Source organism: Rugamonas rivuli, assembly GCF_009380165.1.
GTDB lineage: Bacteria > Pseudomonadota > Gammaproteobacteria > Burkholderiales > Burkholderiaceae_D > Rugamonas > Rugamonas rivuli.
This window is the reverse complement of record NZ_WHUF01000009.1, coordinates 146,100-171,760: the sequence shown is the minus strand read 5'-3', so window position 1 is coordinate 171,760 and position 25,661 is coordinate 146,100. Positions and strand designations below refer to the sequence as shown.

Sequence of the window (25,661 nt, the reverse complement as noted above, 5' to 3'; positions counted from 1 at the left end):
CACTCGCCGCCAGGTTGCCCCGCGCTGCCGTTCGACTTGCATGTGTAAGGCATGCCGCCAGCGTTCAATCTGAGCCAGGATCAAACTCTTCAGTTTAATCTCTGTTTATTTGGCATTTCTGCCACCGCTATTTCTAGCGGGTCGCTCACTCAAAATACTGACAGGCCACTACTTTCGTAGCGCCTATTTCAATTACTTCTTGTGAACATTTGATATTTTAAGTATCAGCAGGACTAGCCTGCTGTGCACTTTCATCAAACGCCCACACTTATCGACTGTTAATTTTTAAAGAACTTCAATTCGGTACTGCTTGCAACCGTTGACAAAGCGTTGTGTTTGTCAGTTGCGAAGAAGGAAGATTATGAAGCGTTTCGCTGTTTTCGTCAACCCTCTTTTTTCCTGCTCTTCGCTGCATTTGCATGCTGCGTTTTGCGGGGAGGCGAACTATAGCAAAGGCCAACCACACTGGCAAGGGTAAAATAGCGGTTTCACCGAAACATAAGCACGTCATGTCTATTCTGCTCACTACTCTCAACGCCCGCTACACCCACGCCTCGCTGGGACTGCGCTATCTATTAGCGAATATGGGAGAGCTGCAGGAGCAAACGCGCTTGCAGGAATTCGTCATCGGCGCGAAGACCACCGAGATCGTCGAACGCATCCTGGCGCATGCGCCGCGCATCGTCGGTTTCGGCATCTATATATGGAACGTCGAAGAAAGCACCAAAGTCGTTGCGATGCTCAAGCGCGTGGCGCCGCATGTAGTCGTGGTACTGGGCGGGCCGGAAGTATCCTACGAATCGAACGAGCAGGAGATCGTCAAGCTGGCCGACTACCTGATCACCGGCTGGGGCGACGTCACCTTCCCCAAGCTGTGCGGCGAGATCCTCAACGGCCCCAAGCCGCTGATGAAGATCCACGCAGGCGTGCAGCCGCCGATGGCCGAGATCAAGCTGCCCTACTCGCTCTACACCGACGACGACATCAAGAACCGCACCATATATGTGGAAGCCTCACGCGGCTGCCCGTTCAAGTGCGAGTTCTGCCTGTCCGCGCTGGACAAGACGGCGTGGCCGTTCGCACTGGATAACTTCCTGGCGGAGATGGAATCGCTGCACGCGCGCGGTGCGCGGCTGTTCAAGTTCGTCGACCGCACTTTCAACCTGAATATCAAGACCAGCCTGAAGATCATGCAGTTCTTCCTCGATAAGCTGGAAGCCAACCCGGACGACCCGGTCTACGCCCACTTCGAGCTGGTGCCGGACCACCTGCCGGACGCACTGAAAGAGGGCATCAGCAAATTCCCGCACGGCGCGCTGCAGTTCGAGATCGGCATCCAGAGCTTCAATCCTGCGGTGCAGACGCTGGTCAGCCGCAAGCAGGACAACCAGAAGGCCGCCGACAACATCCGCTGGCTGACCGACCACTCCAATGCCCACATGCACGTGGACCTGATCGCCGGCCTGCCCGGCGAAACGGTGGAGAGCTTCGCCGAAGGCTTCAACAAGCTGTGGGCGCTGAATCCGCACGAGATCCAGTTCGGCATCCTCAAGCGCCTGCGCGGCACGCCCATCATCCGCCACACGCAGGAATACGGGCTGGTGTTCGAGCCCTACGCGCCCTACACCATCCTGGCCAACCGCGACATCGACTTCCCGACCATGCAGCGCCTGGTGCGTTTCGCGCGCTACTGGGACCTGGTGGCCAACTCCGGCCGCTTCGGCCACACGCTGCCGGTGCTGCTGGGCGACGACGCCTTCGGCAGCTTCATGGCCTTCTCCGACTGGCTGTACGCAAACACCGACGCCACCCACCGCATCGCACTGGAGCGGCTGGTGGCGATGGTGGCCAGGTATCTGCAAACCCGGGGCATGGCCAAGGACGCCGCCGAAGCCCTGCTGGCCAGCGATTATGCGGGCGCCAAGCCGAAACCCGTCGAGACGCCGGCGCCCAAGCGCCAGGCCCGCAGGCTGGCCGCCTGAGCCCCCACGGTACATCATAGGTAGCGGCCGGGGCAAAACTCCCTTAAACTGACGGAATGCCTATTGCCAAAGAGCCCACCCTCACTCTCAATCCCGGCGCTGCCAAGGGCCCCTCGGTCGCTGCGGGCGGTACCTGGCAAGTCCACGCTCTGGCGCAGGGCAAGACCATGGCCACCATCACGGCCCTGATCAAGACGCTCAAGGCCGACAACATCAAATGGGATTTGACGGCAATCGACAGCATGGACCACATCGGCGCCCAGCTGCTGTGGAACGCCTGGGGCAAGACCCGCCCCGCCAACCTGCAACTGGCGCCCGGCCAGGAAGAATTCTTCAACCGCCTTGAAACCACCGGCAAGCTCGAACTGCCACGCGCCCGCGCGCAGCGCCTGACGTGGGTGATGAAGCTCGGCTTCGCGATGCTGCTGTTCTTCCAGCACCTGGCCGCCTTCGTGCGCCTGATCGGCCAGGTCACGCTGGACCTCGGCCGCTTCCTGCGCGCGCCCATGCGCGGACCGTGGAAGGAAATCTCCGCGAATATTTTCCACGCCGGCTTCCAGGCGCTGGGCATCACGGCGCTGGTGGGCTTCCTGATCGGCGTGGTGTTTTCCTATTTGTCGGCCCAGCAGCTGCGCAACTTCGGCGGCGACATCTTCCTGGTCAACCTGCTCGGCATGAGCATCATCCGCGAACTGGGCCCGCTGCTGGCGGCGATCCTGGTGGCCGGCCGCTCCGGTTCGTCCATCACCGCGCAACTGGGCGTGATGCGCGTGACCGAGGAACTCGACGCCATGCTGGTGATGGGCATCTCGCACGGTTTCCGCCTGATCATGCCCAAGGTGCTGGCCCTGGCGATCGCCATGCCGCTGCTGGTGATCTGGACCGACACCATCGCGCTGTTGGGCGGCATGGTGTCGGCCAAGGTCGAACTGAATCTGTCGCCGCAATACTTCGCGCTCAAGCTGCCCGAAGCGGTGCCGCTGGCGAACTACATGATAGGCCTGGGCAAAGGCACGGTGTTCGGCATCCTGATCGCGCTGGTGTCCTGCCACTTCGGCCTGCGCATCAAGCCGAACACGGAGAGCCTGGGGCGCGGCACCACCACCTCGGTGGTCACGGCGATCACCGCGGTGATCCTGGCCGACGCCGTATTCGCCATCCTGTTCAGCGGCGTGGGGTTCTGATGGTCAGCCACGCGCTCATCCCCGAAAAAGCCTGCGGCCCCGGCAACGGCGAACTGACGCTGGACGGCAGTGTGCCCATCGTCGAGATCACCGGCCTGTGGACCAAGTACGGCCGCACCGTGGTGCACCAGGATTTGAATCTTGAAATCGAACAGGGCGAGATCCTGTCCATCGTGGGCGGCTCCGGTACCGGCAAGACCACGCTGCTGCGCCAGATGCTGGGCCTGGAGACGCCGGCGCGCGGCTGCGTGCGTGTGTTCGGCGAAGACATCAGCGAAGTCGGCTCCGACCAGCTGCAGCAACTGCGCAACCACTGGGGCATGCTGTTCCAGCAGGGCGCGCTGTATTCGGCGCTGACGGTGTTCGAGAACATCGCCCAGCCGATGCGCGAGCTGCACACGCTGCCCGAAGACCTGATACTCGACGCCGTGCTGCTGAAGATGAACATGGTCGGCCTGGGTCCGGAACACGCCAACAAGATGCCGTCCGACCTGTCGGGCGGCATGGTCAAGCGCGTGGCGCTGGCGCGCGCGTTGGCGCTGGAACCCAAGCTGCTGTTCCTCGACGAGCCAACCGCAGGCCTCGATCCCGACCTGTCCGAAGCCTTCGTCTCGCTGATCAAATCGCTGCACCGCGAACTGGGGCTGACGGTGGTGATGGTCACGCACGATCTCGACACGCTGTTCGCGCTCTCGACCCGCATCGCCGTGCTGGCCGAAAAACATGTGATCGCACTAGGCCCGCTGCGCGATCTGCTGACCATCGACCACCCGTTCATCAAGGAGTTCTTCCTCGGCGACCGCGGCCGCCGCGCGCTGGAAGCGCTGGACGAAAAAACCAACACGGAGCACCACTGATGGAAAACCGATCCCACGCACTCACCACCGGCTTCTTCACGATCACGCTGCTGATCGCGGCCATCCTGTTCGGCCTGTGGTTCAACCGCGACCGCGTCGAACGCGCGCCCTACGTTATCGCCACCGCGCAATCGGTGCCGGGCCTGAACCCGCAGGCGCCGGTGCGCTATCGCGGCCTGGAAGTGGGCCGGGTCGGCAGCATCGCCTTCGATCCCAAGGTGGCGGGCCTGATCCTCGTCACGCTCAACATCAACACCGACGCGCCGATCACCAAGACCACCTTCGCCACGCTGGGCTACCAGGGCGTGACCGGCATCGCCTTCATCCAGCTCGACGACGACAAGGTCGGCTCGCCGCTGCTGGCTACCAATAGCGACAGCCCGGCCCGCATTCCGCTGCGCGCAGGCTTCTTCGACCAGCTGGAAAAGCGCGGCAAGGAAATCCTGACGCAATCGGAAGAAGTGACGCGCAAGCTGAACACCCTGCTCAGCGCCGAGAACCAGAAGACCATCCTGGCCGCCTTCTCCGACGTCAGCGCCACCGCCAACGCCTACCGCGAACTGCCGGCCAAGCTGGAACCGACCATCGCCAAGCTGCCGGCGCTGGCCGATCAAACCCAGCACACGCTGAACTCCTTCAACGTACTCGCCACCGACGCCGACCGCCTGGTCAAGACGCTGCAAGCGCAGGACGGCCCGATCGCCCGCATCGCCACCACCGCAGAGCGCATCGGCGGCTCGGTGGAGGCAGTCGCCGGCGGCATCGAGCTCGATACGCTGCCGCAGGTGAACTCGCTGTCCGACGACACCAAGGCCTCGATGCGCGCACTGCGCAAGACCATGAACAAGATTAACGACCGTCCGCAAAGCCTGATCTTCGGTTCGCCCGGCACCCCGCCCGGCCCCGGCGAAGAAGGCTTTTCCGCCTCGTCCAAATAAGGATCACCGAGATGACTTCCGCTATCCGTAACGCCGTCGCCGTCCTTGCCGCCACCGTTGGCATGACTGTGCTGCTGGCCGGCTGCGCCAGCAAGGGCCAGCCCACCGCGCAATACGACTTCGGCCCGCTGCCGCAACCGCAGGCCAAGACCGGCGCCGCCATCGGCGCCATCATCGTGGCCGACATCGTCGGTCCCGCCGCGCTGGACACGGAGCGCATGCAATACCGCCTGCTGTACGCCGATGCGCGCCAGTCGCGTCCCTACGCCTACAACCAGTGGACCGCCACGCCGTTCCAGCTGATGACCCAGCGCATGAAGGCGCAGATCGCGCAGGCCGGCGTCAAGGTGCTGTCGACCACCGACGCCGCCGCCAGCCCGACCGTGCTGCGCATGGAGGTCAACGACTTCGCGCAGAACTTCGACAGCGCCACCAGCAGCAGCGGCATCGTCAACCTGCGCGCCTCGCTGTTCCGCAACCACAAGCTGGTCGACCAGAAGACCTTCGTCCGCAGCAGCGCGGCCCCGAGCCCGGACGCCGCCGGCGGCGCGCGCGCATTGGCCGACGCCACCGACGCCGTCACGGCCGACGTGCTGGTCTGGCTGGCGGCATTGCCGCCGCAGTAGGCATGACCGAGACTCCGACCAGCGCGCCAGCGGCGCCCGGCAAGCCGATCCCGGAGCCGGCCAGCAAGCCGTCGCCGTTCACGCGGGCGGCGCTGCTGGCCTACGTGCTGCTGATCGTCTACGCCAGCTGGTTCCCGTTCTCGGGCTGGCACAACCAGGGATTGTCGCCGCTGATCTTCCTTGAAACCACCGCGATGCCGCGCTACTGGACCAAGTTCGACGCCGTCATCAACGTGGTCGGCTACATGCCGCTGGGGACGCTGATCGTCTACGCGCTGTACCCGCGCTTCAAGGGCATCGTTGCGTGGCTGATGGCAGCCGCCAGCGGCCTGCTGATCTCCGGCCTGATGGAGGGCGTGCAAACCTATCTGCCCAGCCGCGTCTCCTCCAACCTGGACTTCTACACCAACGCCGCCGGCTGCGCGATGGGCGCGCTGATCGGCGTGCTGACCGTGCGCCGCCTGCTGGACCAGAGCCAGCTGCAGCGCCTGCGCCAGGCCTGGGTCGCGCCGCATGCCAGCCAGGGCCTGGTGCTGCTGGCGCTGTGGCCGCTGGCGCAGATGTATCCGCAAAGCTTTTTGTTCGGCCTGGGCCAGCTGCTGCCCATCCTGTCGGACTGGCTGTCGCAACTGCTCGACACCGAGATCGACCTGGCCAGCTATGTGCGGCCGGATGCCATCCTGACGGTGGAACAATACTGGCTGTCGGAAACCATCATCACCGCCTGCGGCATGGTGGGCGCGGCGCTGACCCTGCTGTGCCTGCTGCGCAAGCCGGCTCCGCGCGGCCTGCTGGTGTGCGCACTGATCGCCTCCGCCATCGTCGTCAAGGCGCTGGCGACGGCGCTGCTGTTCTCGCCGGAAAACGCCTTCGTCTGGGTGACGCCGGGCGCCGAGGGTGGCTTCCTGATCGGCGCCATCATGCTGGCCGGCCTGACCTTCGCGCCGCATGTGGCGCAGCGGCGGCTGGCCGTCACCACGCTGCTGCTGAGCCTGGTCATCGTCAACACCACGCCGGCCAACCCGTATTTCGTGGCCACCTTGCAGACCTGGGTGCAGGGCAAGTTCCTCAACTTCAACGGCGCGGCGCAGTTCCTGACCCTGCTGTGGCCCTTCTTCGCGGTCTGGTTCCTGTGGCTGCCTTCCCATAAGCTCAATAAGCCCTGAATAAGCCACAGCGGGTATCATAGCGGCTACAACTTTCCCCGAGAAACTGCGATGAGCGACACACCTTATTTCAAACACCACGTCTTCTTCTGCATGAACAAGCGTGACGACGGCCGCAACAGCTGCGGCGACCACGGCGCGGAAACCGCCCAGAAGCACGCCAAAAAGCGCTGCAAGGAACTCAACATCAACGGCCAGGGCAATGTCCGCATCAATCAGGCCGGCTGCCTGGACCGCTGCGAAGAAGGCCCGGTGCTGGTGGTCTATCCGGAAGGCACCTGGTACACCTACGTCGACACCAGCGACATCGATGAAATCATCGATACCCATCTGGTGCAGGGCAAGGTTGTCGACCGTCTCAAAATCTGAAGAGCTATGAACAAGAACGAAAAATTCACGCTGGCCGGCGGCGCCGGCCAAATGGAAGGCATCCTCGACTATCCGAAGAGCGAACCGCGCGGCGTCGCGCTGGTGGCCCATCCGCATCCGCTGTACGGCGGCACCATGGACAACAAGGTCGCCGTCACGCTGGCGCGCACCTTCGTCAACCTGGGCTACGTGGTGGCGCGCATCAACTTCCGCGGCGTCGGCGCCTCGGAAGGCGTGCATGACCACGGCCATGGCGAGACCGACGACATGGCTGTGTTGCACGCCTGGATGACGGCCAAATATCCTGGCCTGCCGGTGGCGCTGTCGGGCTTCTCCTTCGGCACCTTCGTGCAATCGCAGCTGGCGCAGCGCCTGGCCGCCGCCGGCACGCCGGCCGAGCGCCTGGTGCTGGTCGGCGCCGCCGCCAAGAAATGGGAAATGGCCGACATCCCGGCCGACACCATCCTGATCCACGGCGAAAACGATGACACCATCCCGCTGATCGACGTGCTGGACTGGCTGCGTCTGCAAGACATTCCGGTGATCGTGATCCCCGGCGCCGACCACTTCTTCCATCGCAAACTCCAGCACATCAAGAGCTGGGTCACGCAGCTGTGGCACCGCAGCACCGATGTTGCCGAGACGGAAACGGACAGCGCAAGCGCCGACTAACGTCCTATAATCCCTACGCCTTTAACTTTTCACCGAACAAAGCAACCCATGAAAAAAATTATCGCGGCACTGGCCACCAGTGTGATGTTGATGTCCACCGCCGTAGCGCAAACCCTGCCTCCGCCGACCATCGCCGCCAAGTCCTGGCTGCTGCTGGACGCCACCAGCGGCCAGATCATCGCCTCGCAAGACCCGAACGCCCGCATCGAGCCGGCCTCGCTGACCAAGATCATGACGGCCTACGTCACCTTCGGCGCGCTGCGCGACAAGAAGATCGACCTCAAGCAGATGGTCAACGTCTCCACCAAGGCGTGGAAGGTCGATTCCAGCAGCTCGAAGATGTTCATCGACCCGGCTACGCCGGTCAGCATCAACGACCTGCTGTACGGCCTGATGGTGCAGTCGGGTAACGACGCCGCCGTGGCGCTGGCCGAAGCCGTCGCCGGCGACGAGTCCGCCTTCGTGGTGATGATGAACAAGGAAGCCCAGCGCATGGGCCTGACCAACACCCGCTTCGCCAACCCGCACGGCCTGCCTAGCCCTGAGAACTATTCGACCGCGCAAGACCTGTCGGTGCTGGCCAAGCGCGTGATCCTGGACTTCCCCGAGTTCTACAAGATCGACTCGGTCAAGAGCTTCACCTACAACAAGATCACCCAGCCTAACCGCAACCGCCTGCTGTGGCTGGATCCGACCGTCGACGGCATGAAGACCGGCCACACCGAAGCGGCCGGCTACTGCATGATCGCCTCGGCTCACCGTCCGAACGGCGCCGGCGAGCGCCGGCTGGTGTCGGTGGTGCTGGGCACCTCGTCCGACCAGTCGCGCACGCAGGAAAGCCAGAAGCTGCTGAACTGGGGCTTCCAGAACTTCGACACGGTCAAGCTGTACTCCAAGGGCCAGGCCATCGCGACGCCGGAAATCTGGAAGGGTTCGAAGGGCGTGGTCAAGATCGGCTTCGCCAACGACGTGCTGGTGACGGTGCCCAAGGGCGTGGCCGCCAAGATGAAGCCGCTGCTGGAGCGCAAGGATCCGCTGGTCGCGCCGCTGGCCGAGAACAGCCGCGTCGGCTCGCTGAAGATGATGGTGGACGGCAAGCCGCTGCTGGAATTGCCGGTGGTGGCGCTGGAAACCGTCGATCAAGCCTCGATCTTCGGCCGCGCCTGGGATTCGATCCGCCTCTGGCTGAAGTAATACCCGGCCGTCATTCCCGCGCAGGCGGGAATCCATGCATAGCTGGATTAAGTGGCCAGAGCATGCTGTCTATGGATTCCCGCTTGCGCGGGAATGACGCAGGCTTATTCGTCGCCGCTGGTGTGCTGCATCGATTCCTGCGCCCACTTGAAGGCCGCCTGGCCTACCGGGCCGATGCCATCCATATCCAGCCCCAGCTTTTCGGCGATCTCCAGCGCGCGGTCGACCTTGTCCCGTTCGAGCAGCATCACCATCATCAGGTACGGCCCGTAGACGCCCTCACTGCTCAGCAACACATCCCGAATATCATCCGACAGATGCATCTTGTCGACCAGGCTGGCCATCGGCACGCCCAGCAGCGCGTCGAACAGCGACAGCAAGCCCACCAGGAACAGCTCGTCGCGCTTGGATTGCGGCAGCGTGCTGCAGGTCTCCAGGAAGCGTGCGCGGGTCAGCGCCACTTCCAGCAGCGATTCGTCGCGCGCCTTGTTGGCGCCGCCGCCCAGGCGGAACATCGATACCGTCAAACCCCGATATAACTGATTGCGGCCCAGCACCATGAAGGCTTGCTGCAAACTAGTGACCTTGGTGGTCTGGCCGTTGCTCGGCGCGTTGGCCCATTGCAGCACCTGGTAAGTCATGCCGGGATCGCGCTTGGCCACTTCTATCATGGCCGGCAACTCGGCGTCGGTGCGCAATAGATTCAGCAGCTCGATCGAGGTCATGCGGCTCTGGTCGACCTTGGCGTCCGGGTCCACCTTGTCGCTGGTGGTCAGGAAGTGGCCCAGGAAGTAATTGCATCCCCACGACATGCACATGCGCTGCTCGTCCCACGTCTCGACCCCGTCCACCGCCAGCTTCATGTCGGGATAGCGCATCCGCAGCTGCTTGATCAGGGACTGGAATTCGGCCAGCGTATGTTCGCTCAGGTACAGCATGGCGATGTCGCACACGGCCAGCATCGGCGCGTCGGCCGCGTCCAGCGAGATGCCGCGCAGCGCGACCTTGCAGCCGGTCTCGCGCAGCGCCGCCATGCGGCCGGCAATCTGCTCCACCGGCAAGTCGCCGGCTTTGCGGTCCAGCAGGAATACCGTGTGCGGCGCCACCAGCGGCAAATGGCGGTTGAAGACCACGGCGTCCATGCTCAGCTGCACCAGCGCCAGGCGGTTCTGGGCGAACTGCGGCAGGCGGGCCGCGACCAGGGTTTCGATCAGCACCGGCTCCGGCAGCGGCGCGCGGTTGCCGCCGAAAGGCACGGAAAAACGGTAGCCGCACAGGCGGTGGTGCTCGTCGACGATCTCGGCGCGGACGACGATGGCCTCGGGATCGCCCTCGTGATCCGGTGCGGACGGCGCGGCCATCGGCGGCGCAGCGGACGGCACAGCAGCGGCCTTGACCGCCGCTGGCGCGGGTTCCGGTTTGGATTTCAGAAACGATAAAAAGCCCACGTGCTTTCCCTCCATCTCCGCGTATGTGTTTCGATCATACAATGAAAAACCGGGCCGTAAACGCTCCTTGCCAAAAAATTCATCGCCAGATAAACGCGGTGCGATGTAACTAAGCTACAAGCTTGTCGCTATAATCTCCGCATCCTTCCCCACCGAGAAAGTGCGACCATGAGCTACGCCCCGCCGACCGATTTGTCCTGCCCGTCCATCGCCACCAGCAAAGGCGGCTTGAACCTGTCGCGCATCGTCGCCGGCATGTGGCGCATGAAGGAATGGCAGCTGACGCCGCAGCAGCGCGTGAGCTTCATCGAGCAATGCCTGGCCATGGGCGTGAGCAGCTTCGACCATGCCGATATTTACGGCGGCTACGGCGTGGAGGCGGTGTTCGGCGAGGCGCTGGCGCTACAGCCGTCGCTGCGCGCGCGCATGCAACTGGTGAGCAAGTGCGGCATCAAGCTGGTCGACCCGGCGCGGCCGGAGCACACCATCCAGCACTATGACACCAGCGCCAGCCACATCATCGCCTCGGCGGAAAACTCGCTGCGCCAGCTCGGCACCGACCATCTCGACCTGCTGCTGATCCACCGCCCCGATCCGCTGATGGATTTCGACGAGATCGCCGGCGCCTTCGAGCGCCTGCGGGCGGCCGGCAAGGTCAAGCACTTCGGCGTATCCAACTTCAGCCGCCACCAGTTCGAAAGCCTGAACCGCCGCATTCCGCTGGCCACCAACCAGGTGGAGTTCTCGCCGCTGCACGTGGCGCCGATGTTCGACGAGACCCTGGACGGCCTGCAAGACCTGGGCGTGGCGCCGATGATCTGGTCGCCGCTGGCCGGCGGCCGCCTGTTCAGCCGCGACGACGCCGACGGCAGCCGCGTGCGGGCCGCGATCCAGCAGGTGGCCGATGAAGTGGGCCGCCCGTTCGGCAGCGTGGTGTTTGCGTGGATTATGCAGTTGCCGAGCCGGCCGCTGCCGCTGACCGGTTCCAGCCGCATCCAGGCCGTGGCCGAGGCGGTGGAGGCGACCCAGTTCAGCCTGAGCCGCAGCCAGTGGTTCGCCATCCTGCGCGCGGCGCGCGGCCACGAGGTGGCCTGAGCTCAGTCCTCGTAGACCACCGGCGGCGCGATGCCGCGCCAGCCCTGCTTCCACGCCAGGTTCAACGCCAGCGTGGCGGCGATGTACACGGCGAAGAACAGCGCGAAGTACATGGCTTGCAGCCAGGCCAGCAGGCCCAGGTTAATCAGCAGCACGACCAGCGCGGTCCAGCTCTTCTTTTGCTTGGAGCTGGGGAAGCGCACGGTCGACACCATCAGGCTGCCCACCGCGAACAGCAGCGCGACGACCAGGCCGCCGTGCAGCGTGCTGGCCGCCGGGTCCGGCCAGGCCACCACCACCGAGGCCACGCAGGCCGCGCCGGCCGTGATCGGCATGCCGACGAAATAGCGCGGATCGGTGCGGCCGACGTTCACATTGAAGCGGGCCAGCCGCAGCGCGCCGCAAGCGACAAAGAAGAAGCTGGCGATGCCGCCCAGCCGCAGCAGCGCCGGCTCGTGCGCGCCCAGCTGCACGAAGCCGTAGCAATACAACAGCAAGCCAGGCGCGCAGCCGAAGTTCATGACGTCGGCGATGGAGTCGAGCTGCATGCCGAATTCCGAGGTGGTGTTGGTGGCGCGCGCCACCATGCCGTCGAGCGCGTCGAACACGCCGGCCAGCACCAGCAGCACGGCGGCCAGCCGGTAATCGTGCGCGGAACCGATCAGCGCGTTGTCGACCGAAATGACGATGCTGCCGAAGCCGCAAGCGATCGACATCAGTGTGACCAGGCTGGGCAGGGCGAACTTGGCGCGCTGCACGCGCGCATGGTGTAGTGGCTTCAAATTGGAGGCAATCAAAAAAGAGCGGCGCAACGAGTCCGGCGCCAAACTGCAAGCTTACCATTTTACCCGCTCGCCCTCTGCTTATACCGGGTGCTGCCAGACTGGAATCTGGCATAGAATTGAAACAGCCAGCCACGGCCCGGCGGCACACCGTACAGGAGTTTCCATGATCACCGACCGTCGACGCAGCGCCCTCATGCTTTCCGCCCTGCTGGCAGCCGCGCTGCTGTCGGCCTGCGGCGGGGGCGGCGGCGGCACCGCCGGCAGCGGCGGCACCGTCGCGCCCATCGACCTGACCCAGGCGCCGGGCGCCCCCGCCTTCACCGGCAACACCGCGCTGGACGGCTACAACTGGATCAACTACCGGCGCACGATGCTGGGCCTGTCCGCGCTGGCGCGCAACGCCAGCATCGACCTGGCGGCCCAGGGCCACTCCAACTACCAGCGCCAGAACAATACCGTCACCCACGAGCAGACGCCCGGCCTGCCCGGCTTCACCGGCGCCACGCTGCTCGACCGCCTGACCAACGCCGGCTACCAGACCCCGCGCCCGTACGCGATCGGCGAAGTCATTTCCGCCACCAGCAACCCGTCCGGCTTTTACCAGGCGGAGGAATTGATCACGGCGATCTACCACCGCTTCGTGATGTTCGAGCCCATCTTCAAGGAAGCCGGCACCGGCGCCGCCACCACCAGCGCCAACTACACCTACTTCACCGCCGACCTGACGGCGGTGGGCGGCAACGGCCCCGGCCTTGGCGCCGGCCGCATCGCCAACTACCCGATCGCCGGCCAGGCCAATGTGCCGGTCAATTTCCTGAGCGACAGCGAATCGCCCGACCCGGTGCCCGGCCAGAACGAAGTCGGCTACCCGATCAGCGTGCATGCGGACACCATCCGCCTCGGCGTCGGCGTGACGGTGTCCAGCTTCACGGTGGCGCCGCGCGGCGGCGCCGCGCTGACGGTGCGCCTGCTCAGCCACGCCAACGACGCCGATACGCCCGAGACGGCCGCCGCCATCATCCCGCTGGCGCCGCTCAAGAGCGCCACCGTCTACGACGTCAGCTTCAGCGGCGTGGTGGCCGGCGTGCCGGTGACGCGCAACTGGTCGTTCACCACGCGATGAACAGCGCGGACGCCGAGGTGCTGGACCAGGCCGGCGGCCTGCAGCAGCTGATGGGCGACCAGGTGCTGTACCTGCAGATCCTGCGCCGCTTCCGCCAGCGCTACGCCGGCGCCGCCGCCGACACCCGCGCGGCGCTGGCCGGCGGCGACACCGCCGGCGCGGTGCGCATCGTCCACACGCTCAAGGGCGCGGCCGGCATGCTGGGTGCGCAGCAGTTGCAGCAGGCGGCGGCGCAACTGGAGGCGGCGTCCTGCGCCCTGCCGCTGGCGCCGCTGGAGCAAGCCTTGCAGCGGCTGCTGTGCGCGGTCGACCAGCTGTTGTCGGAAAGCGATGGCGCGGCCGCAGCGGCGCCGGCGCCGGCGCCGGCGTCAGCACAGCCGATACTGGTGCAGCACCTGGCGCGCTTGCTGGAAGACGGCGATGGCGCGGCGATCGATGTGCTGGAACAGTCGGCGGCGGCGCTGGCGGCCAGCCTGGGTGCGGAAGTGTTTGCGGAAGTATCGGCGGCGGCGCAGCAGTTCGATTTCGATGCGGCGCTGGCGCGGCTGCGGCGCGGCCCTGCGCCTTGAGCGCGGCGGCACAAACGGCCACGCTCAGCGGGTGTATTCCTTTTCCTCGTCGAAAGCGTCGGCGCACTCCTTGTCGCAGAAGCGGCGCACATTGTCCAACGGTTTGTCGCAATACCAGCATGCTCCCTTGGGGGGCAGCGTCTGCCGCGTACGGACGGGCGCCGCCGCCGGGTCCGCGGGCGCGGCGCCATCATCCGGTACGCTCTCTTGTGTCGGTTCCACGATCGCCTCCTTCCCAGGCAGTGCTCAGGTCAACGTTGCAAGATTACTTCAGCGGAATATCCCATGTATGAGAATTCTCAACGAATCCATGATAGCAGGTTCGGCGTGGCGGCCACATGCGTCGAAAGCCCAAAACCGGCGGCCTTCCAAGCCATGACGCCCGCTGCCGAATGAGGAAAAATTTTTTTATGGAAAAGTTGAAAATGATAGTGAGTCCAGACGGCAACGTTCGATAGCGATTTGTCGTGACTTACGTTGTGGCCGGGCGCTATATTCCATAGCATCACCCACCTGCCGCCCACACCGCCCCCTGCATGCCATGAACTCCGCGCCGGCCCCGACCTGGAAACATGCCCCCGGCGTGCGCGCCAGTCTTGCGCTGCTGGTCATCGCTTGCATCCTGCCAGTGGCTGCCGTGGCCAGCTTCCTGATCGTCAATTTCTACACCAAGGAGCGGGCCCAGCTGATCGAGCATACCGTCAGCCGCGCCCGCGCCGTGATCGCCGCCACCGACCACGACATCGAAAGCATCCAGCTCGCGCTGCAGGCGCTGTCGTCCTCCAGCATGCTGCAGAACCACGACCTGGCCGGCTTCCACCAGCGCGCCAGCAGCCTGGTCGGCAAGCTGCGCGCCGACAGCATCGTCCTGATCGATACCGACGGCACGCTGCTGCTGTCGACCCGCCGCCCGTTCGGCGCCCCGCTGGCCAGGCTGGGACGGGCGCCGCTGCTGCAGCGCATCCTGGCCAGCGGCCAGCCCGGCGTGTCCGACATGTTCATCGGACCGGTGGTCGGCAAGCCCATCTGCACCGTCGGCGTGCCGGTGCTGCGCGACGGCGCCATCGTCATGACGCTCAACGCCATCCTCACGCCGGACCGCCTGCTGCATGTGCTGAGCGAACAGAAGCTGCCGCCCAACTGGCGGGCCAGCGTGCTCGACACCCAGGGCCGGATCGTCACGCGTTCGCACGACATGGCCAAGTACGCCGGCCAGCAGGTGAACGCCACGCTGCGCCAGCACCTGGCCAGCGCCAGCGAATCCGGACTGGCCACGCGCACGCTGGACGGCCAGGATGTCTACGTGGTCTACAGCCGCTCGACCCGCACCGGCTGGACCGCCGTGCTGGGCATACCGAGCGCCGAGCTGACGGCGGGGCTGTACAACACGCTGACCTGGCTGGTGTCGGTGACGATCGCCGCGCTGGGCGCCGGCATGGCGCTGGCGTGGCTGCTGGGCGGACGCATCGCCCGCTCGGTGCAGGCGCTGGTGGCGCCGGCGCGCGCGGTCGGCGGCGGCGAGCGGCTGCCCATCCCGCCGCTGCACTTCCGCGAAGCCCAGCAGCTGGGCCAGGCCCTGCACGACGCCGCCCTCAGCGTGCAGCGCGCCCGCGCCGACACGCGCGAGAGCGAACAGCGCCTGGCGCTGGCGGCCAACGCCGCCCACCTCGGCATCTGGACCCGCGAGCTGCACAGCCAGGACATCTGGGGCTCGGACCAGTGGCGCGCGCTGTTCGGCTTCCCCCCCGGACAACAGCTGACGCTGTCCCACCTGCTGGCCAAGGTGCATCCGGACGACCGCGCCGCCGTCCAGCGCACGCTCAACAACGCCATGCACGGCGCCCCGCGCTACGACATGGAATACCGCGTGCTGCTGGCCGGCGGCGAGCAGCGCTGGATAGGCTCGCACGGCAGCGTCGAGCACGACGCCGACGACCGGCCGCTGCGGGTGCGCGGCGTCTCGCTCGACATCACCCCGCGCAAGCAGGCCGAACTGGACGTGCTGCAAAAGCAGAAGGAAGTGACCCACCTGTCGCGGGTGGCGATGCTGGGCGAGCTGTCGGGCGCGCTGGCGCACGAGCTGAACCAGCCGCTGACGGCCATCCTCAGCAACGCCCAGGCGGCCCAGCGCTTCCTGGCCCAGCCGGCGCCCGACCTGGCCGAGGTGGCCGAGATCCTGGCCGACATCGTCGACGAGGACAAGCGCGCCGGCGACATCATCCAGCGCCTGCGCCGCCTGTTCAGCAAGCAGGACATGCCGCCGCAGCGGCTCGACGCCGGCGCGCTGGTGGTCGGCGTGATCCGCCTCGTGCGCAACGACCTGATCAACCACGGCCTGGCCGTGCGCGCCGAACTGGGCGAGGAGGCGCTGGCGGTCGACGCCGACCCGGTGCAGCTGCAGCAGGTGCTGATCAACCTGCTGATGAACGCCTGCGACGCCCAGCCGTCCGACGGCGTGATCGTGGTGCGCGTGGCCCGCGACGGCGACGCCGTACAGTTCAGCGTGATCGACCACGGCGCCGGCATCGCGCCGGACATGCTGCCCCGCATCTTCGATCCCTTCTACACCACCAAGGCGCGCGGCATGGGGCTGGGCCTGTCGATCTGCCGCAGCATCGCCGCCGCCCACCACGGCACGCTGTGGGCGCAGAACAATCCGGACCGCGGCGCCAGCTTCCACCTGCGCCTGCCGCTGGCGCAGGTGGAAGCCGGCGGGAGCGCGCCGTGAGCGCCGGCCGCGTGTTCCTGGTCGACGACCAGCCGGCCGTGCTGAAGGCGCTGTCGCGCCTGCTCGGCGCGGCCGGCTTCGCGGTGCAGGCCTACGCCGGCGCCCAGGCCTTCCTCGACGACCTGGCGCAGCACGAGGCCGACGGCTGCCTGGTGCTGGACCTGTCCATGCCCGGCATGGGCGGACTGGCGCTGCAGCAGGCGCTGGGCCAGCGCGCCAGCACGCTGCCCATCATCTTCCTGACCGGCCACGGCGACATCGACACCGGCGTGCGCGCGATCAAGCTGGGCGCCGCCGATTTCCTGACCAAGCCGGTCGACGGCGAGCGCCTGATCGCCGCCATCCACGCGGCGCTGGCCCAGCACCGCGCGGCGCACAGCGGCGACGCCGAACTGGGCGACATCCGCGCGCGGCTGGCCACGCTGACCCCGCGCGAAACCGAGGTGCTCAACCTGGTGGTCGAAGGCTTGCTGAACAAGCAGGTGGCGGCCCAGCTGGGCACGGTGGAGAAAACCGTCAAGGTGCACCGCGCCCGCGTGATGGCGAAAATGCAAGTGCGCTCGCTGACCGCGCTGGTGCGCCTGGTCGACCGCGCGCGGCAGAATTAGCCGGCCGTATTGGCCCAAGGTCCAATAGCCGCGTTCGCACCACCGCGTTATCGTGGCATCCATGAATACCTCAACGCCCTGGATAGCCGTAGTAGACGATGACGACGCGATACGCCGGGCGCTGCTGCGCCTGATGCGCGCCGCCGGCATCAGCGCCCGCGCCTACGCCGGCGGCGCCGAGTTCCTGGCCGCGCTGGACGGCGGCCATCCCTGCTGCGTGGTGCTGGACGTGCACATGCCGGGCCTGTCCGGGCTGGAGGTGCAGGCCATGCTGGCGGCGCAGGCGCCCGAGGTCGGCGTGATCCTGATCACCGGCCACCAGACGCCGGCCGAACAAGCCCGCGCACTGCTGCACCAGCCGCTGGCCTATCTGAACAAACCCGTCAACGATCAACTGTTACTGGACGCCATCGCCACCGCCTGCGGCGCGGCGACGGCGTCCGCCACCGGAGGCCTACGTCCATGATCCCGACCACACCACTGCACAGCGCCAAGATCCTGATCGTCGACGACCAGCCGCTCAACCTCACCGTGCTCGAACACCTGCTGGCCAGCGCCGGCTACACCGAGGTCAGCGCCACCAGCGACGCGCCGGCGGTGGCCGCGCTGCACCGCCTGCACCGCTACGACCTGATCGTGCTGGACCTGAACATGCCGGACATGGACGGCTTCCAGGTGCTCGACAGCCTGCGCCTGATCGAGACCGAGCAATACCTGCCGGTGCTGGTGATGTCGGCCGAGCCGGACTACAAGCTGCGCGCGCTGGAGGCCGGCGCCAGGGACTTCATCGGCAAGCCCTGCGACTACAGCGAGCTGCTGTCGCGCGTCCGCAACCTGCTGGAGGTGCGGCTGCTCTACACCGGCAGCCGCGACTACGGCCGCCGCATGGCCAGCCACGACAGCCTGACCGGCCTGCCGAACCGCCAGCTGTTCGCCGCCTCGCTGGAACACCAGCTGGCGGCGGCCTGGCCGCGCGCCAGCGCGCTGCTGCTGATCGACCTCGACGGCTTCACCGCCGTCAACGACACCCTGGGCCACGCCGCCGGCGACGCCCTGCTGCACCAGTTCGCCCAGCGGCTGAAGGCGCTGGCGCCGCCGCAGGCCGCCATCGGCCGCCTCGGCAACGACGAATTCGCCCTGCTGCTGCCGGCGCTCGAACAGATACCGCAAGCCAGCGCCGTGGCCGACCAGATCCGCACCGCGCTGCACCTGCCGTTCGAACTGCCGGCCGGGCCGACCACGCTGACGGTCAGCATCGGCATCGCCACCTGCCCCGGCGACGCCGACGACGTCGCCACGCTGGTACGCTATGCCGACATCGCGCTGCATCAGGCCAAGCAGGAAGGCCGCGACCATTGCTGCTACTTCACCAGCGCCATGAACCAGCAGGCGCAAAGCCGCTACCAGCTCGAACACGCGCTGCGCGCAGCCTGCGTCAATGGCGAGTTCGAACTGCACTACCAGCCCAAGGCGCAGATCAGCAGCGGCCGCATCGTCGGCGCCGAAGCGCTGCTGCGCTGGAACCGGCCGGGCCATGGCCGGGTGTCGCCGGGCGAGTTCATTCCGCTGCTCGAACGCACCGGCCTGATCGTGCAGGTCGGCGCCTGGGCCATCGACGAAGCGTGCCGCCAGATCGCCGCCTGGGCCCAGCTCAGCAACGGCCCGCTGCCGATCGCCGTCAACGTCGCCAGCCGCCAGTTCGCCGACGCCAAGCTGGAGCAGACGGTGGCCGCCGCCATCGCCCGCCACGGCATCGATCCCGGCCTGCTGTCGCTGGAAGTGACCGAGAGCGCGCTGATGGACGACATCGGCCGCACCGCCGCCACGCTGGCCGAGCTGCGCGCGATGGGCGTGCGCATCGCCATCGACGACTTCGGCACCGGCTACTCCAGCCTGGCCTACCTGAAGCGCTTCCCGGTCGACACGCTGAAGATCGACATCGCCTTCATCCGCGAAGTGACCAGCAGCCCGGACGACGCCGCCGTGGTCGACGCCATCGTCGCCATGGCCCACAGCCTGAAGCTGGACGTGGTGGCCGAAGGCGTGGAGACGGCGGCCCAGCTGGCCTACCTGGGCCGCCACCGCTGCGACCAGATCCAGGGCTATTACTTCAGCCGGCCGCTGCCGGCGGAGCAGATGGAGCAACTGCTGCGCGACGGCGTCCGCCTGCAACTGCCGGCCGACGCCGGCAACGCGCCCGAGCGCACGCTGCTGATCATCGACGACGAACCGCATGTGCTGACCGCGCTGCAGCGCCTGCTGCGCCAGGACGGCTACCGGGTGCTGGCCGCCAACGGCGCGGCCCAGGCCTTCCAGCTGCTGGCCGAGCACCAGGTGCAGCTGATCCTGTGCGACCAGCGCATGGAAGAGATGAGCGGCACCGACCTGCTCGACAAGATCAAGCATATGTACCCGGACACCTTCCGCATCATCCTGTCCGGCTACACCGACCTGAAGACCATCATGGAGTCGATCAACCGCGGCGCCCTGTACCGCTTCTACACCAAGCCCTGGGACAACCGCACGCTGCGCGACAACATCCGCTCGGCCTTCCGCCACTACTGGCAGCTGCACGGCCTGGCCGAGCCGGAGGTCGCGGCGCCGATGCCTCTGCAGCCGGCCGGCGGAGTGTGCTGACATGCACCCGCTGCTGTCGCGCCAGCTCAGCCTGTTCGGCCCCGGGGCCGCCGAGCCCGACGCCAGGGCGCTGACCACCGCCATCGGCGCCAGCTACGCCCGCTACGACGAGCAGCTGCGCGGCTTGCAGCAGCAGCTTGAGCTGAGCCGCCGCCAGCTGGCCCAGGCCGGCAAGATGGCCAGCCTGGGCCAGATCGCCGCCGGCCTCGCCCACGAGATCAACAACCCGGTCGGCTATGTCTGCTCCAACCTGGAGCTGCTGCAAGAACAGCTGCAGCCGCTGCTGCAAACCCACGGCGACGCCGACCTGCCGCAGCTGGTGCAGGAATCGCTGGACGGCATGCGGCGGATACGCCAGATCGTCCAGGACTTGAAGGAATACTCGCACGGCGGCGGCGATGCCCAGCAATGGGAGGCGGCCGACCTGCACCGCGGCATGGACGCCACGCTCAACATGCTGCGCAACGAGCTCAAGCACCGCGCCGACATCGTCCGCGACTATGGCGCGCTGCCGCCGGTGTACTGCCTGCCCTCGCAGCTGAACCAGGTGGTGATGAACCTGGTCGTCAACGCCGCCCACGCGCTGGGTCCGCGGCGCGGCCGCATCACGCTGCGCACCGGCGTCGACGACGGCGACGTCTGGTTCAGCGTCAGCGACAACGGCTGCGGCATCGCGCCCGACCATCTGCCGCACCTGTTCGAACCCTTCTTCACCACCAAGCCGGCCGGCCATGGCACCGGCCTCGGCCTGGCCATGGTGCGCGACATCGTGCGCAAGCACGGCGGCCGCATCGACGTCAGCTCCGAGCTGGGCCGGGGCACCACCTTCCGCGTCGTGCTGCCGCAGCGGCACGACGCCGCCGGCCTCCACCGGGCCGCCTGAGCCGCCACAGGAGCATCCCATGTCCCCCATCTACCGCCGCCTCGGCCCGCTGTGCCTGGCCGCCGCCGCGCTCGCCGCCGCCGCCGCGCCGCTGGACGAACCGATTAAGCCGGTACCGCTGACGCTGCACCAGGACCCGGCCAGGGCCGCGCTGGGCAAGCGCCTGTTCAGCGATGCGCGGCTGTCGTCCAACAACGCCGTCTCCTGCGCCAGCTGCCACAACGTCGCACAGGGCGGCGGCGACGCGCGGGCGCGCTCGGCCGGCTTCCGCGGCAAGCTGGGCGCGGTCAACACCCCCAGCGTGCTCAACGCCGCGCTGAATTTCCGCCAGTTCTGGGACGGCCGCGCCGACACGCTGGAGGCGCAGATCGACATGGTGATACGCAATCCGGTCGAGATGGGCTCGTCGTGGCAAGAGATCATGGGCAAGCTGGCCGCCGACGCCGGCTACCGCAGCGGCTTCGCGGCGGCCTACCGCGACGGCCTGACGGTGGCCAATGTGCGCAACGCCATCGCCAGCTACGAACGCACGCTGATCACGCCGAACGCGCGTTTCGACCAGTACCTGCGCGGCAACCGCAACGCCATCAGCGAGGCGGAACAAGCCGGCTACGCCAAGTTCAAGCAGTACGGCTGCGTGTCCTGCCACCAGGGCGTCAATGTCGGCGGCAATATGTTCCAGAAATTCGGCGTCATGGGCGACTACTTCGCCAGCCGCGGCGGCGTCAACGATGCCGACCTGGGCCGCTACATGGTCACGCACAACACCGACGACCTGCATGTCTTCAAGGTGCCCAGCCTGCGCAACGTGGCGCGTACCGGTCCCTACTTCCACGACGGCTCGGCCGCCACGCTGGAGCAGGCGATCGACGTCATGTTCAAGTTCCAGCTGGGCCGCACCGGCAGCAAGCAAGACAAGGCCGCCATCATCCTTTTTCTCAATACGCTGAACAGCGTGCCGACGGAGCAGCCATGAACGCCTACCACCTGTGCCTGATACGGATGCGACGGCGGCTGCGGCGGCTGATGCTGCCGCTCCCTCTGCTGTGCCTGCTGCTGGCGGGCCTGCTGGGCGTGCTGTATGCGCGCAGCCTCGGCTACGACAACAACGATTACTTCGCCAACGTCGCGCTGCTGCGCCAGATCCGCCAGCTCGACGCGCAGTGGGAGCTCGACGCGCTGAAGTCGCGCGTCGGCCTGAACCACAGCTACGACCCGCTGGTCAATCCGCTGCAACCGCTGGAGGAACTGCACCTGCTGCTGGACGCGCCATCGCCGCCGGTCGCCGCCGCCCTGGCCGCCTACCGGCAGGCCCTGCACGAGAAAATGGCGTTGATGGAAGCGTTCAAATCGCACAACTCGGTGCTGAACAATTCGCTGGGTTTCCTGCCGACCGCGGTCGACGACATCGGCGCGCTGGTCAACCAGCATCGCGGCCACCGGCTGGAGGCCATGGGGCACGTGGAAGCCGCCGCCAACCGGGTGCTGCTGGCCACGCTGGTCTACAGCGATGCGCCGTCCGAGCGCGGCGTCATGGAGATCGAAATCGAGATGGCCGACATGGCGGCCTCCAGCGCACGCGTTTCTCCCGCGCTGCGGGAGCGGGTCGACACCCTGGTCGCCCATGTGCGCACCGTGATCGCCGAAGAAGCCACCGTCAGCCGCCTGCTGGCCGGCATCTCGGCGGCGCCCACCGGCGAGCGCATCGACGCCATCAGCGCGCTGCTGGGCGCACAGCAGCAACTGACCGTGCAGCACCTGCACAACTACCGGATCTGGCTGTCGCTGCTGGCGACGCTGCTGGTCGGCCTGCTGGGCTACACGGCGCTGCGGCTGGCGCGCAGCCACGCCACGATCAACCGCGTCAACGCCCAGCTGAAGACCGCCAACGACCGCCTCGAAGCCCGGGTCCAGGAACGCACCGCCGAACTGCTGCAGGCCAACGGCCGCCTGCAGCAGGAAATGAGCGAGCGCAAGGCCTTGCAAAGCCGGCTGGTGCAGTCGGAAAAACTGGCCTCGATCGGCCAGCTGGCGGCCGGCGTGGCGCACGAGATCAACAATCCGCTGTCCTTCCTGGCGTCGAATTTCGGCATGCTGGAGCACTACCTGGACAATCTGTTCGAACTGCTCAGCGCCTATGAGGAAGCCGAGCTCCCCATGGCCCCGCGCGAGGCCGCCGCCCACCTGACGCACACCCGCAGCCGGGTCGACCTGGCCTACCTGAAGGAAGACATCCCGGCGCTGGTGGCCGAATCGCGCGGCGGCATGGACCGGGTCGGCAAGATCGTGCAGGACCTGAAGCAGTTTTCGCACGTGGAGTCGGAGCAGGACTGGGAATGGAGCGACCTGCGCCTGGGCCTGCAATCGACGCTGAACCTGATCGGCAGCGACCTGGCGCCGGTGGCCGACATCCATACCGATTTTTCGCCCATCCTGGAAATCGAATGCCTGCCGTCGCAGCTGAACCAGGTGTTCCTGAACCTGCTGCAAAACGCCGCCCAGTCCATCGGCCCGCAGCGCGGCCGCATCACCGTGCGCACCGGCGGCCAGGGCGGCGAGGTGTGGGTCGAGATCGCCGACACCGGCTGCGGCATCCCCGCCGAGGTGCTGCCGCGCATCTTCGATCCCTTCTTCACCACCAAGCCCATCGGCAAGGGCACGGGGCTGGGGCTGTCGCTGTCCTACGGCATCGTGCAAAACCATTGCGGCCGCATCGACGTGCAGACCGCGCCCGGCCAGGGCAGCACCTTCCGCGTGACGCTGCCGATCAGCCACCGCATGGCGGAGGCATAGAATCGCCGGCAGCGGCGCGGCTGCGCTTATAATCGTGGCACGATACATGGTCACGCCAGGGAAACAGCGCATGCAAGAAAACACGATCGTCACCCCGCCTGCCGCCGGCAGCCACGCCCATCTGTCCGGGCGCGTGCTCGGGCTGGCCAACCTGGGCCTGATGGTGCTCGACGCCAACGGCCGCGTCGTCATGTGGAACCAGTGGCTGGCCAGCCATTCCGGCCTGTCCGCCCACCGCGTGCAGGGCTGCGAACTGTTCGAACTCTTCCCCGAGCTGCGCGGCCAGCGCCTGGAGCAGGCGGTGCAGAGCGCCATGCAGAGCAAGCTGCCGCAGCAATTGTCGCCGGCGCTGAACCGCTCGCCCTTCCCGCTGTACCCGACCGGCACCTGGGGCGGCGAACGCGTCGAGCAGGCGGTGTCGGTGACGCCCTTCACCGAGGGCAAGGAGCGCTTCTGCCTGATCGAGGTGAGCGACATCAGCACCACCGTCGGCCGCGAGCGCCAGCTGCGCGGCCAGGCCGAGGCGCTGCGCGCGCAATCGTATGTGGACGGCCTGACCGGCATCGCCAACCGCCGCCACTTCGACGTCGCGCTCGACCGCGAACTGCGCCGCGCCCAGCGCAACAACGGCCAGCTGTCGCTGCTGTTGATGGACATCGATTCCTTCAAGGCCTACAACGACCACTTCGGCCACCAGCAGGGCGACGCCTGCCTGACGCTGGTGGCGGAAGCCTTCGCCGGCATGCTGCAACGCCCGGCCGACCTGGCCGCCCGCTACGGCGGCGAGGAATTCGCCGCCGTGCTGCCGGACACCGGCCCGGAACAAGCGGCCCTGCACGCCGAGGCGATCCGCGCCCGCATCGCCGCGCTGGCGATCACGCACGCGCCGGCCGCCACCCGCCCGCACGTGACGATGAGCATAGGCGTGGCCACCTACGACAAGAACACCCTGAACGACGCCGCCACCATGCTGGCCGCCGCCGACAGCTGCCTGTACGCCGCCAAGCACGCCGGCCGCGACTGCGTGATCGTCCACCGCCCTACCGAGAATGCAGCCTGATACGATGAAGACTTTCACCTCCCTGGTGGCTATCGCCGCCGCCATCGTGTCGGCGCCTTCCTCGCAAGCCGCCGCCTGCACCGGCAAGGCGCCCGCCGGCGAACTGGTGGCGCAGCGCATCGCTGCCGCCAACCCGGACCGCAAGGAACCCGGCCTGTACGAAGGCCCGGTCTGGATCAAGGATGCGCTGTATTTTTCCGACTTCACCTTCGGCTCCGGCTTCCCTTCGCGCATCCGCAAGCTCGACGCGGCGGGCCGGGTCAGCACGGTGATCGAAGACAGCGGCAGCAACGGCCTGGCGGTGGACAACGACGGCAATATCCTGGCCGCCACCCACAAGTACAAGAGCGTGTCGCGCTACACGCTGGACGGCCAGCGCAGCGAGGTGGCGGGCAAGTACCAGGGCAATGTCTTCAACTCGCCCAACGACATGGCGATGGCCAGGGACGGCACGCTGTACTTCAGCGACCCGTCCTTCCAGCGCGACGCCGCGCCGGGCGGCCAGGACAAGACCCGCGTCTACCGCGTGGCCGTGGACGGCAGCGTGACGGTGGTGGACGATACGCTGATCAACCCCAACGGCGTATCGCTGTCGCCCAAAGGCGATGTGCTGTATGTGAACGGCATGGTGGGCGAGCACGGCGTGCTGCGCGCCTACGCCATCGTCAACGGCCAGCCGCAGCAGGGACGCGACCTGGTGTCCCCACTGGGCATCCCGGACGGCATGGCGGTCGATTGCTACGGCAACATCTACGTCACCGAGCACACCGACAAGCGCCTGCGCGTGTTCACGCCCAAGGGCAAGCAGATCGCCACCATCAAGGTGGACGCCAATGTGACTAACGCCGCTTTCGGCGGCGTTAGCGGCAAGACGCTCTACATCACCGGCGCCGGCGCCCTCTGGAAACTGGACCTGGACGTCACCGGCTCGCCGTACTGAGGCA

General features: G+C 66.8%; 24 protein-coding genes and 1 rRNA gene. 21 read left to right on the top strand and 4 right to left on the bottom strand.

From position 1 onward, the window contains the following. Positions 1-96, bottom strand: a 16S ribosomal RNA gene (locus GEV01_RS27565); the annotation flags it as partial. A 413-nt stretch (positions 97-509) separates the two neighbouring features. Between GEV01_RS27565 and GEV01_RS27560 the strand changes: the two genes are divergently transcribed. The 9 genes from GEV01_RS27560 to GEV01_RS27520 are packed head-to-tail and all read left to right on the top strand — an operon-like array spanning position 510 to position 8,988. Continuing rightward, the gene (locus GEV01_RS27560) at positions 510-1,982 is read left to right on the top strand and encodes a B12-binding domain-containing radical SAM protein (protein ID WP_152809129.1); all 1,473 of its coding nucleotides are present in this window, start codon (positions 510-512) and stop codon (positions 1,980-1,982) included. A 56-nt stretch (positions 1,983-2,038) separates the two neighbouring features. Next, positions 2,039-3,166 carry an MlaE family ABC transporter permease gene (locus tag GEV01_RS27555; protein WP_152809127.1) on the top strand — a complete coding sequence of 376 codons (1,128 nt, stop codon included), beginning with the start codon at positions 2,039-2,041 and terminating at the stop codon, positions 3,164-3,166. Next, positions 3,166-4,023, top strand: coding sequence for an ABC transporter ATP-binding protein (locus tag GEV01_RS27550; RefSeq protein ID WP_152809125.1), 858 nt, complete (start codon positions 3,166-3,168; stop codon positions 4,021-4,023). The genes GEV01_RS27555 and GEV01_RS27550 overlap by 1 nt, the downstream gene beginning before the upstream one ends. Further along, positions 4,023-4,961: an MlaD family protein gene (locus GEV01_RS27545; RefSeq protein WP_152809123.1), complete on the top strand. Its 939-nt coding sequence runs from the start codon at positions 4,023-4,025 to the stop codon at positions 4,959-4,961. Before GEV01_RS27550 ends, GEV01_RS27545 begins: the two co-directional genes overlap by 1 nt. Before the next feature lie 11 nt (positions 4,962-4,972). Then, on the top strand, positions 4,973-5,587 hold the full coding sequence (locus GEV01_RS27540; RefSeq protein WP_152809121.1) for an ABC-type transport auxiliary lipoprotein family protein: 615 nt from the start codon (positions 4,973-4,975) through the stop codon (positions 5,585-5,587). Positions 5,588-5,589: 2 nt separating this feature from the next. Further along, positions 5,590-6,753: a VanZ family protein gene (locus GEV01_RS27535; protein ID WP_152809119.1), complete on the top strand. Its 1,164-nt coding sequence runs from the start codon at positions 5,590-5,592 to the stop codon at positions 6,751-6,753. A gap of 51 nt (positions 6,754-6,804) precedes the next feature. Continuing rightward, a complete protein-coding gene (locus tag GEV01_RS27530) occupies positions 6,805-7,122 on the top strand; it encodes a (2Fe-2S) ferredoxin domain-containing protein (RefSeq protein WP_116994064.1) in 318 nt (105 codons plus the stop codon). Positions 7,123-7,128: 6 nt separating this feature from the next. Further along, positions 7,129-7,794 (top strand): alpha/beta hydrolase, encoded by a 666-nt coding sequence (locus tag GEV01_RS27525; protein ID WP_152809117.1) that lies wholly within the window; start codon positions 7,129-7,131, stop codon positions 7,792-7,794. Between the two features lie 48 nt (positions 7,795-7,842). Next, positions 7,843-8,988 (top strand): D-alanyl-D-alanine carboxypeptidase family protein, encoded by a 1,146-nt coding sequence (locus GEV01_RS27520; protein ID WP_152809116.1) that lies wholly within the window; start codon positions 7,843-7,845, stop codon positions 8,986-8,988. Between the two features lie 104 nt (positions 8,989-9,092). Here the strand turns inward: GEV01_RS27520 and GEV01_RS27515 are convergent, their stop codons facing one another. Beyond that, positions 9,093-10,436: an EAL and HDOD domain-containing protein gene (locus GEV01_RS27515; RefSeq protein ID WP_328595644.1), complete on the bottom strand. Its 1,344-nt coding sequence runs from the start codon at positions 10,434-10,436 to the stop codon at positions 9,093-9,095. 168 nt (positions 10,437-10,604) lie between these two features. Between GEV01_RS27515 and GEV01_RS27510 the strand changes: the two genes are divergently transcribed. Continuing rightward, positions 10,605-11,531 (top strand): aldo/keto reductase, encoded by a 927-nt coding sequence (locus GEV01_RS27510; protein ID WP_152809112.1) that lies wholly within the window; start codon positions 10,605-10,607, stop codon positions 11,529-11,531. A gap of 2 nt (positions 11,532-11,533) precedes the next feature. Here the strand turns inward: GEV01_RS27510 and pssA are convergent, their stop codons facing one another. After that, entirely contained in the window at positions 11,534-12,313 is a 780-nt protein-coding gene (gene pssA, locus GEV01_RS27505; protein ID WP_152809110.1) for a CDP-diacylglycerol--serine O-phosphatidyltransferase, read from the bottom strand. Between the two features lie 166 nt (positions 12,314-12,479). On the opposite strand from pssA, the gene GEV01_RS27500 reads away from it, so the two are divergent. Next, positions 12,480-13,439, top strand: coding sequence for a CAP domain-containing protein (locus GEV01_RS27500; RefSeq protein ID WP_152809108.1), 960 nt, complete (start codon positions 12,480-12,482; stop codon positions 13,437-13,439). Then, complete coding sequence (locus GEV01_RS27495; RefSeq protein WP_152809106.1) at positions 13,436-14,008, top strand: Hpt domain-containing protein; 573 nt, start codon at positions 13,436-13,438, stop codon at positions 14,006-14,008. Before GEV01_RS27500 ends, GEV01_RS27495 begins: the two co-directional genes overlap by 4 nt. 24 nt (positions 14,009-14,032) lie before the next feature. On the opposite strand, the gene GEV01_RS27490 is transcribed toward GEV01_RS27495, so the two are convergent. Then, complete coding sequence (locus GEV01_RS27490) at positions 14,033-14,230, bottom strand: hypothetical protein (protein ID WP_328595643.1); 198 nt, start codon at positions 14,228-14,230, stop codon at positions 14,033-14,035. A gap of 319 nt (positions 14,231-14,549) precedes the next feature. Between GEV01_RS27490 and GEV01_RS27485 the strand changes: the two genes are divergently transcribed. From GEV01_RS27485 to GEV01_RS27445, 9 genes are all read left to right on the top strand, one after another. Beyond that, the gene (locus tag GEV01_RS27485; RefSeq protein ID WP_152809102.1) at positions 14,550-16,736 is read left to right on the top strand and encodes a sensor histidine kinase; all 2,187 of its coding nucleotides are present in this window, start codon (positions 14,550-14,552) and stop codon (positions 16,734-16,736) included. Then, entirely contained in the window at positions 16,733-17,344 is a 612-nt protein-coding gene (locus GEV01_RS27480) for a response regulator transcription factor (RefSeq protein WP_328595642.1), read from the top strand. The genes GEV01_RS27485 and GEV01_RS27480 overlap by 4 nt, the downstream gene beginning before the upstream one ends. Positions 17,345-17,405: 61 nt before the next feature. Continuing rightward, a complete protein-coding gene (locus GEV01_RS27475; protein WP_152809100.1) occupies positions 17,406-17,810 on the top strand; it encodes a response regulator transcription factor in 405 nt (134 codons plus the stop codon). After that, complete coding sequence (locus GEV01_RS27470) at positions 17,807-19,981, top strand: EAL domain-containing protein (protein WP_152809098.1); 2,175 nt, start codon at positions 17,807-17,809, stop codon at positions 19,979-19,981. The genes GEV01_RS27475 and GEV01_RS27470 overlap by 4 nt, the downstream gene beginning before the upstream one ends. 1 nt (position 19,982) lies before the next feature. Next, positions 19,983-20,864 (top strand): sensor histidine kinase, encoded by an 882-nt coding sequence (locus tag GEV01_RS27465; RefSeq protein ID WP_152809096.1) that lies wholly within the window; start codon positions 19,983-19,985, stop codon positions 20,862-20,864. A gap of 19 nt (positions 20,865-20,883) precedes the next feature. Beyond that, positions 20,884-21,840: a cytochrome-c peroxidase gene (locus GEV01_RS27460; RefSeq protein WP_152809094.1), complete on the top strand. Its 957-nt coding sequence runs from the start codon at positions 20,884-20,886 to the stop codon at positions 21,838-21,840. After that, the gene (locus tag GEV01_RS31240; protein ID WP_152809092.1) at positions 21,837-23,657 is read left to right on the top strand and encodes a DAHL domain-containing protein; all 1,821 of its coding nucleotides are present in this window, start codon (positions 21,837-21,839) and stop codon (positions 23,655-23,657) included. Before GEV01_RS27460 ends, GEV01_RS31240 begins: the two co-directional genes overlap by 4 nt. A gap of 70 nt (positions 23,658-23,727) precedes the next feature. Further along, a complete protein-coding gene (locus GEV01_RS27450) occupies positions 23,728-24,717 on the top strand; it encodes a sensor domain-containing diguanylate cyclase (protein WP_152809090.1) in 990 nt (329 codons plus the stop codon). Positions 24,718-24,721: 4 nt separating this feature from the next. Beyond that, on the top strand, positions 24,722-25,657 hold the full coding sequence (locus GEV01_RS27445; RefSeq protein WP_152809088.1) for an SMP-30/gluconolactonase/LRE family protein: 936 nt from the start codon (positions 24,722-24,724) through the stop codon (positions 25,655-25,657). The last annotated feature ends 4 nt before the right edge of the window (positions 25,658-25,661 follow it).

Excerpts from the sequence above, each read along its gene's own strand:
- GEV01_RS27560 (WP_152809129.1), top strand. The coding sequence starts at position 510 with ATGTCTATTCTGCTCACTACTCTCAACGCCCGCTACACCCACGCCTCG.
- GEV01_RS27555 (WP_152809127.1), top strand. The coding sequence starts at position 2,039 with ATGCCTATTGCCAAAGAGCCCACCCTCACTCTCAATCCCGGCGCTGCC.
- GEV01_RS27550 (WP_152809125.1), top strand. The coding sequence starts at position 3,166 with ATGGTCAGCCACGCGCTCATCCCCGAAAAAGCCTGCGGCCCCGGCAAC.
- GEV01_RS27545 (WP_152809123.1), top strand. The coding sequence starts at position 4,023 with ATGGAAAACCGATCCCACGCACTCACCACCGGCTTCTTCACGATCACG.
- GEV01_RS27540 (WP_152809121.1), top strand. The coding sequence starts at position 4,973 with ATGACTTCCGCTATCCGTAACGCCGTCGCCGTCCTTGCCGCCACCGTT.
- GEV01_RS27535 (WP_152809119.1), top strand. The coding sequence starts at position 5,590 with ATGACCGAGACTCCGACCAGCGCGCCAGCGGCGCCCGGCAAGCCGATC.
- GEV01_RS27530 (WP_116994064.1), top strand. The coding sequence starts at position 6,805 with ATGAGCGACACACCTTATTTCAAACACCACGTCTTCTTCTGCATGAAC.
- GEV01_RS27525 (WP_152809117.1), top strand. The coding sequence starts at position 7,129 with ATGAACAAGAACGAAAAATTCACGCTGGCCGGCGGCGCCGGCCAAATG.
- GEV01_RS27520 (WP_152809116.1), top strand. The coding sequence starts at position 7,843 with ATGAAAAAAATTATCGCGGCACTGGCCACCAGTGTGATGTTGATGTCC.
- GEV01_RS27510 (WP_152809112.1), top strand. The coding sequence starts at position 10,605 with ATGAGCTACGCCCCGCCGACCGATTTGTCCTGCCCGTCCATCGCCACC.
- GEV01_RS27500 (WP_152809108.1), top strand. The coding sequence starts at position 12,480 with ATGATCACCGACCGTCGACGCAGCGCCCTCATGCTTTCCGCCCTGCTG.
- GEV01_RS27495 (WP_152809106.1), top strand. The coding sequence starts at position 13,436 with ATGAACAGCGCGGACGCCGAGGTGCTGGACCAGGCCGGCGGCCTGCAG.
- GEV01_RS27485 (WP_152809102.1), top strand. The coding sequence starts at position 14,550 with ATGAACTCCGCGCCGGCCCCGACCTGGAAACATGCCCCCGGCGTGCGC.
- GEV01_RS27475 (WP_152809100.1), top strand. The coding sequence starts at position 17,406 with ATGAATACCTCAACGCCCTGGATAGCCGTAGTAGACGATGACGACGCG.
- GEV01_RS27470 (WP_152809098.1), top strand. The coding sequence starts at position 17,807 with ATGATCCCGACCACACCACTGCACAGCGCCAAGATCCTGATCGTCGAC.
- GEV01_RS27465 (WP_152809096.1), top strand. The coding sequence starts at position 19,983 with ATGCACCCGCTGCTGTCGCGCCAGCTCAGCCTGTTCGGCCCCGGGGCC.
- GEV01_RS27460 (WP_152809094.1), top strand. The coding sequence starts at position 20,884 with ATGTCCCCCATCTACCGCCGCCTCGGCCCGCTGTGCCTGGCCGCCGCC.
- GEV01_RS31240 (WP_152809092.1), top strand. The coding sequence starts at position 21,837 with ATGAACGCCTACCACCTGTGCCTGATACGGATGCGACGGCGGCTGCGG.
- GEV01_RS27450 (WP_152809090.1), top strand. The coding sequence starts at position 23,728 with ATGCAAGAAAACACGATCGTCACCCCGCCTGCCGCCGGCAGCCACGCC.
- GEV01_RS27445 (WP_152809088.1), top strand. The coding sequence starts at position 24,722 with ATGAAGACTTTCACCTCCCTGGTGGCTATCGCCGCCGCCATCGTGTCG.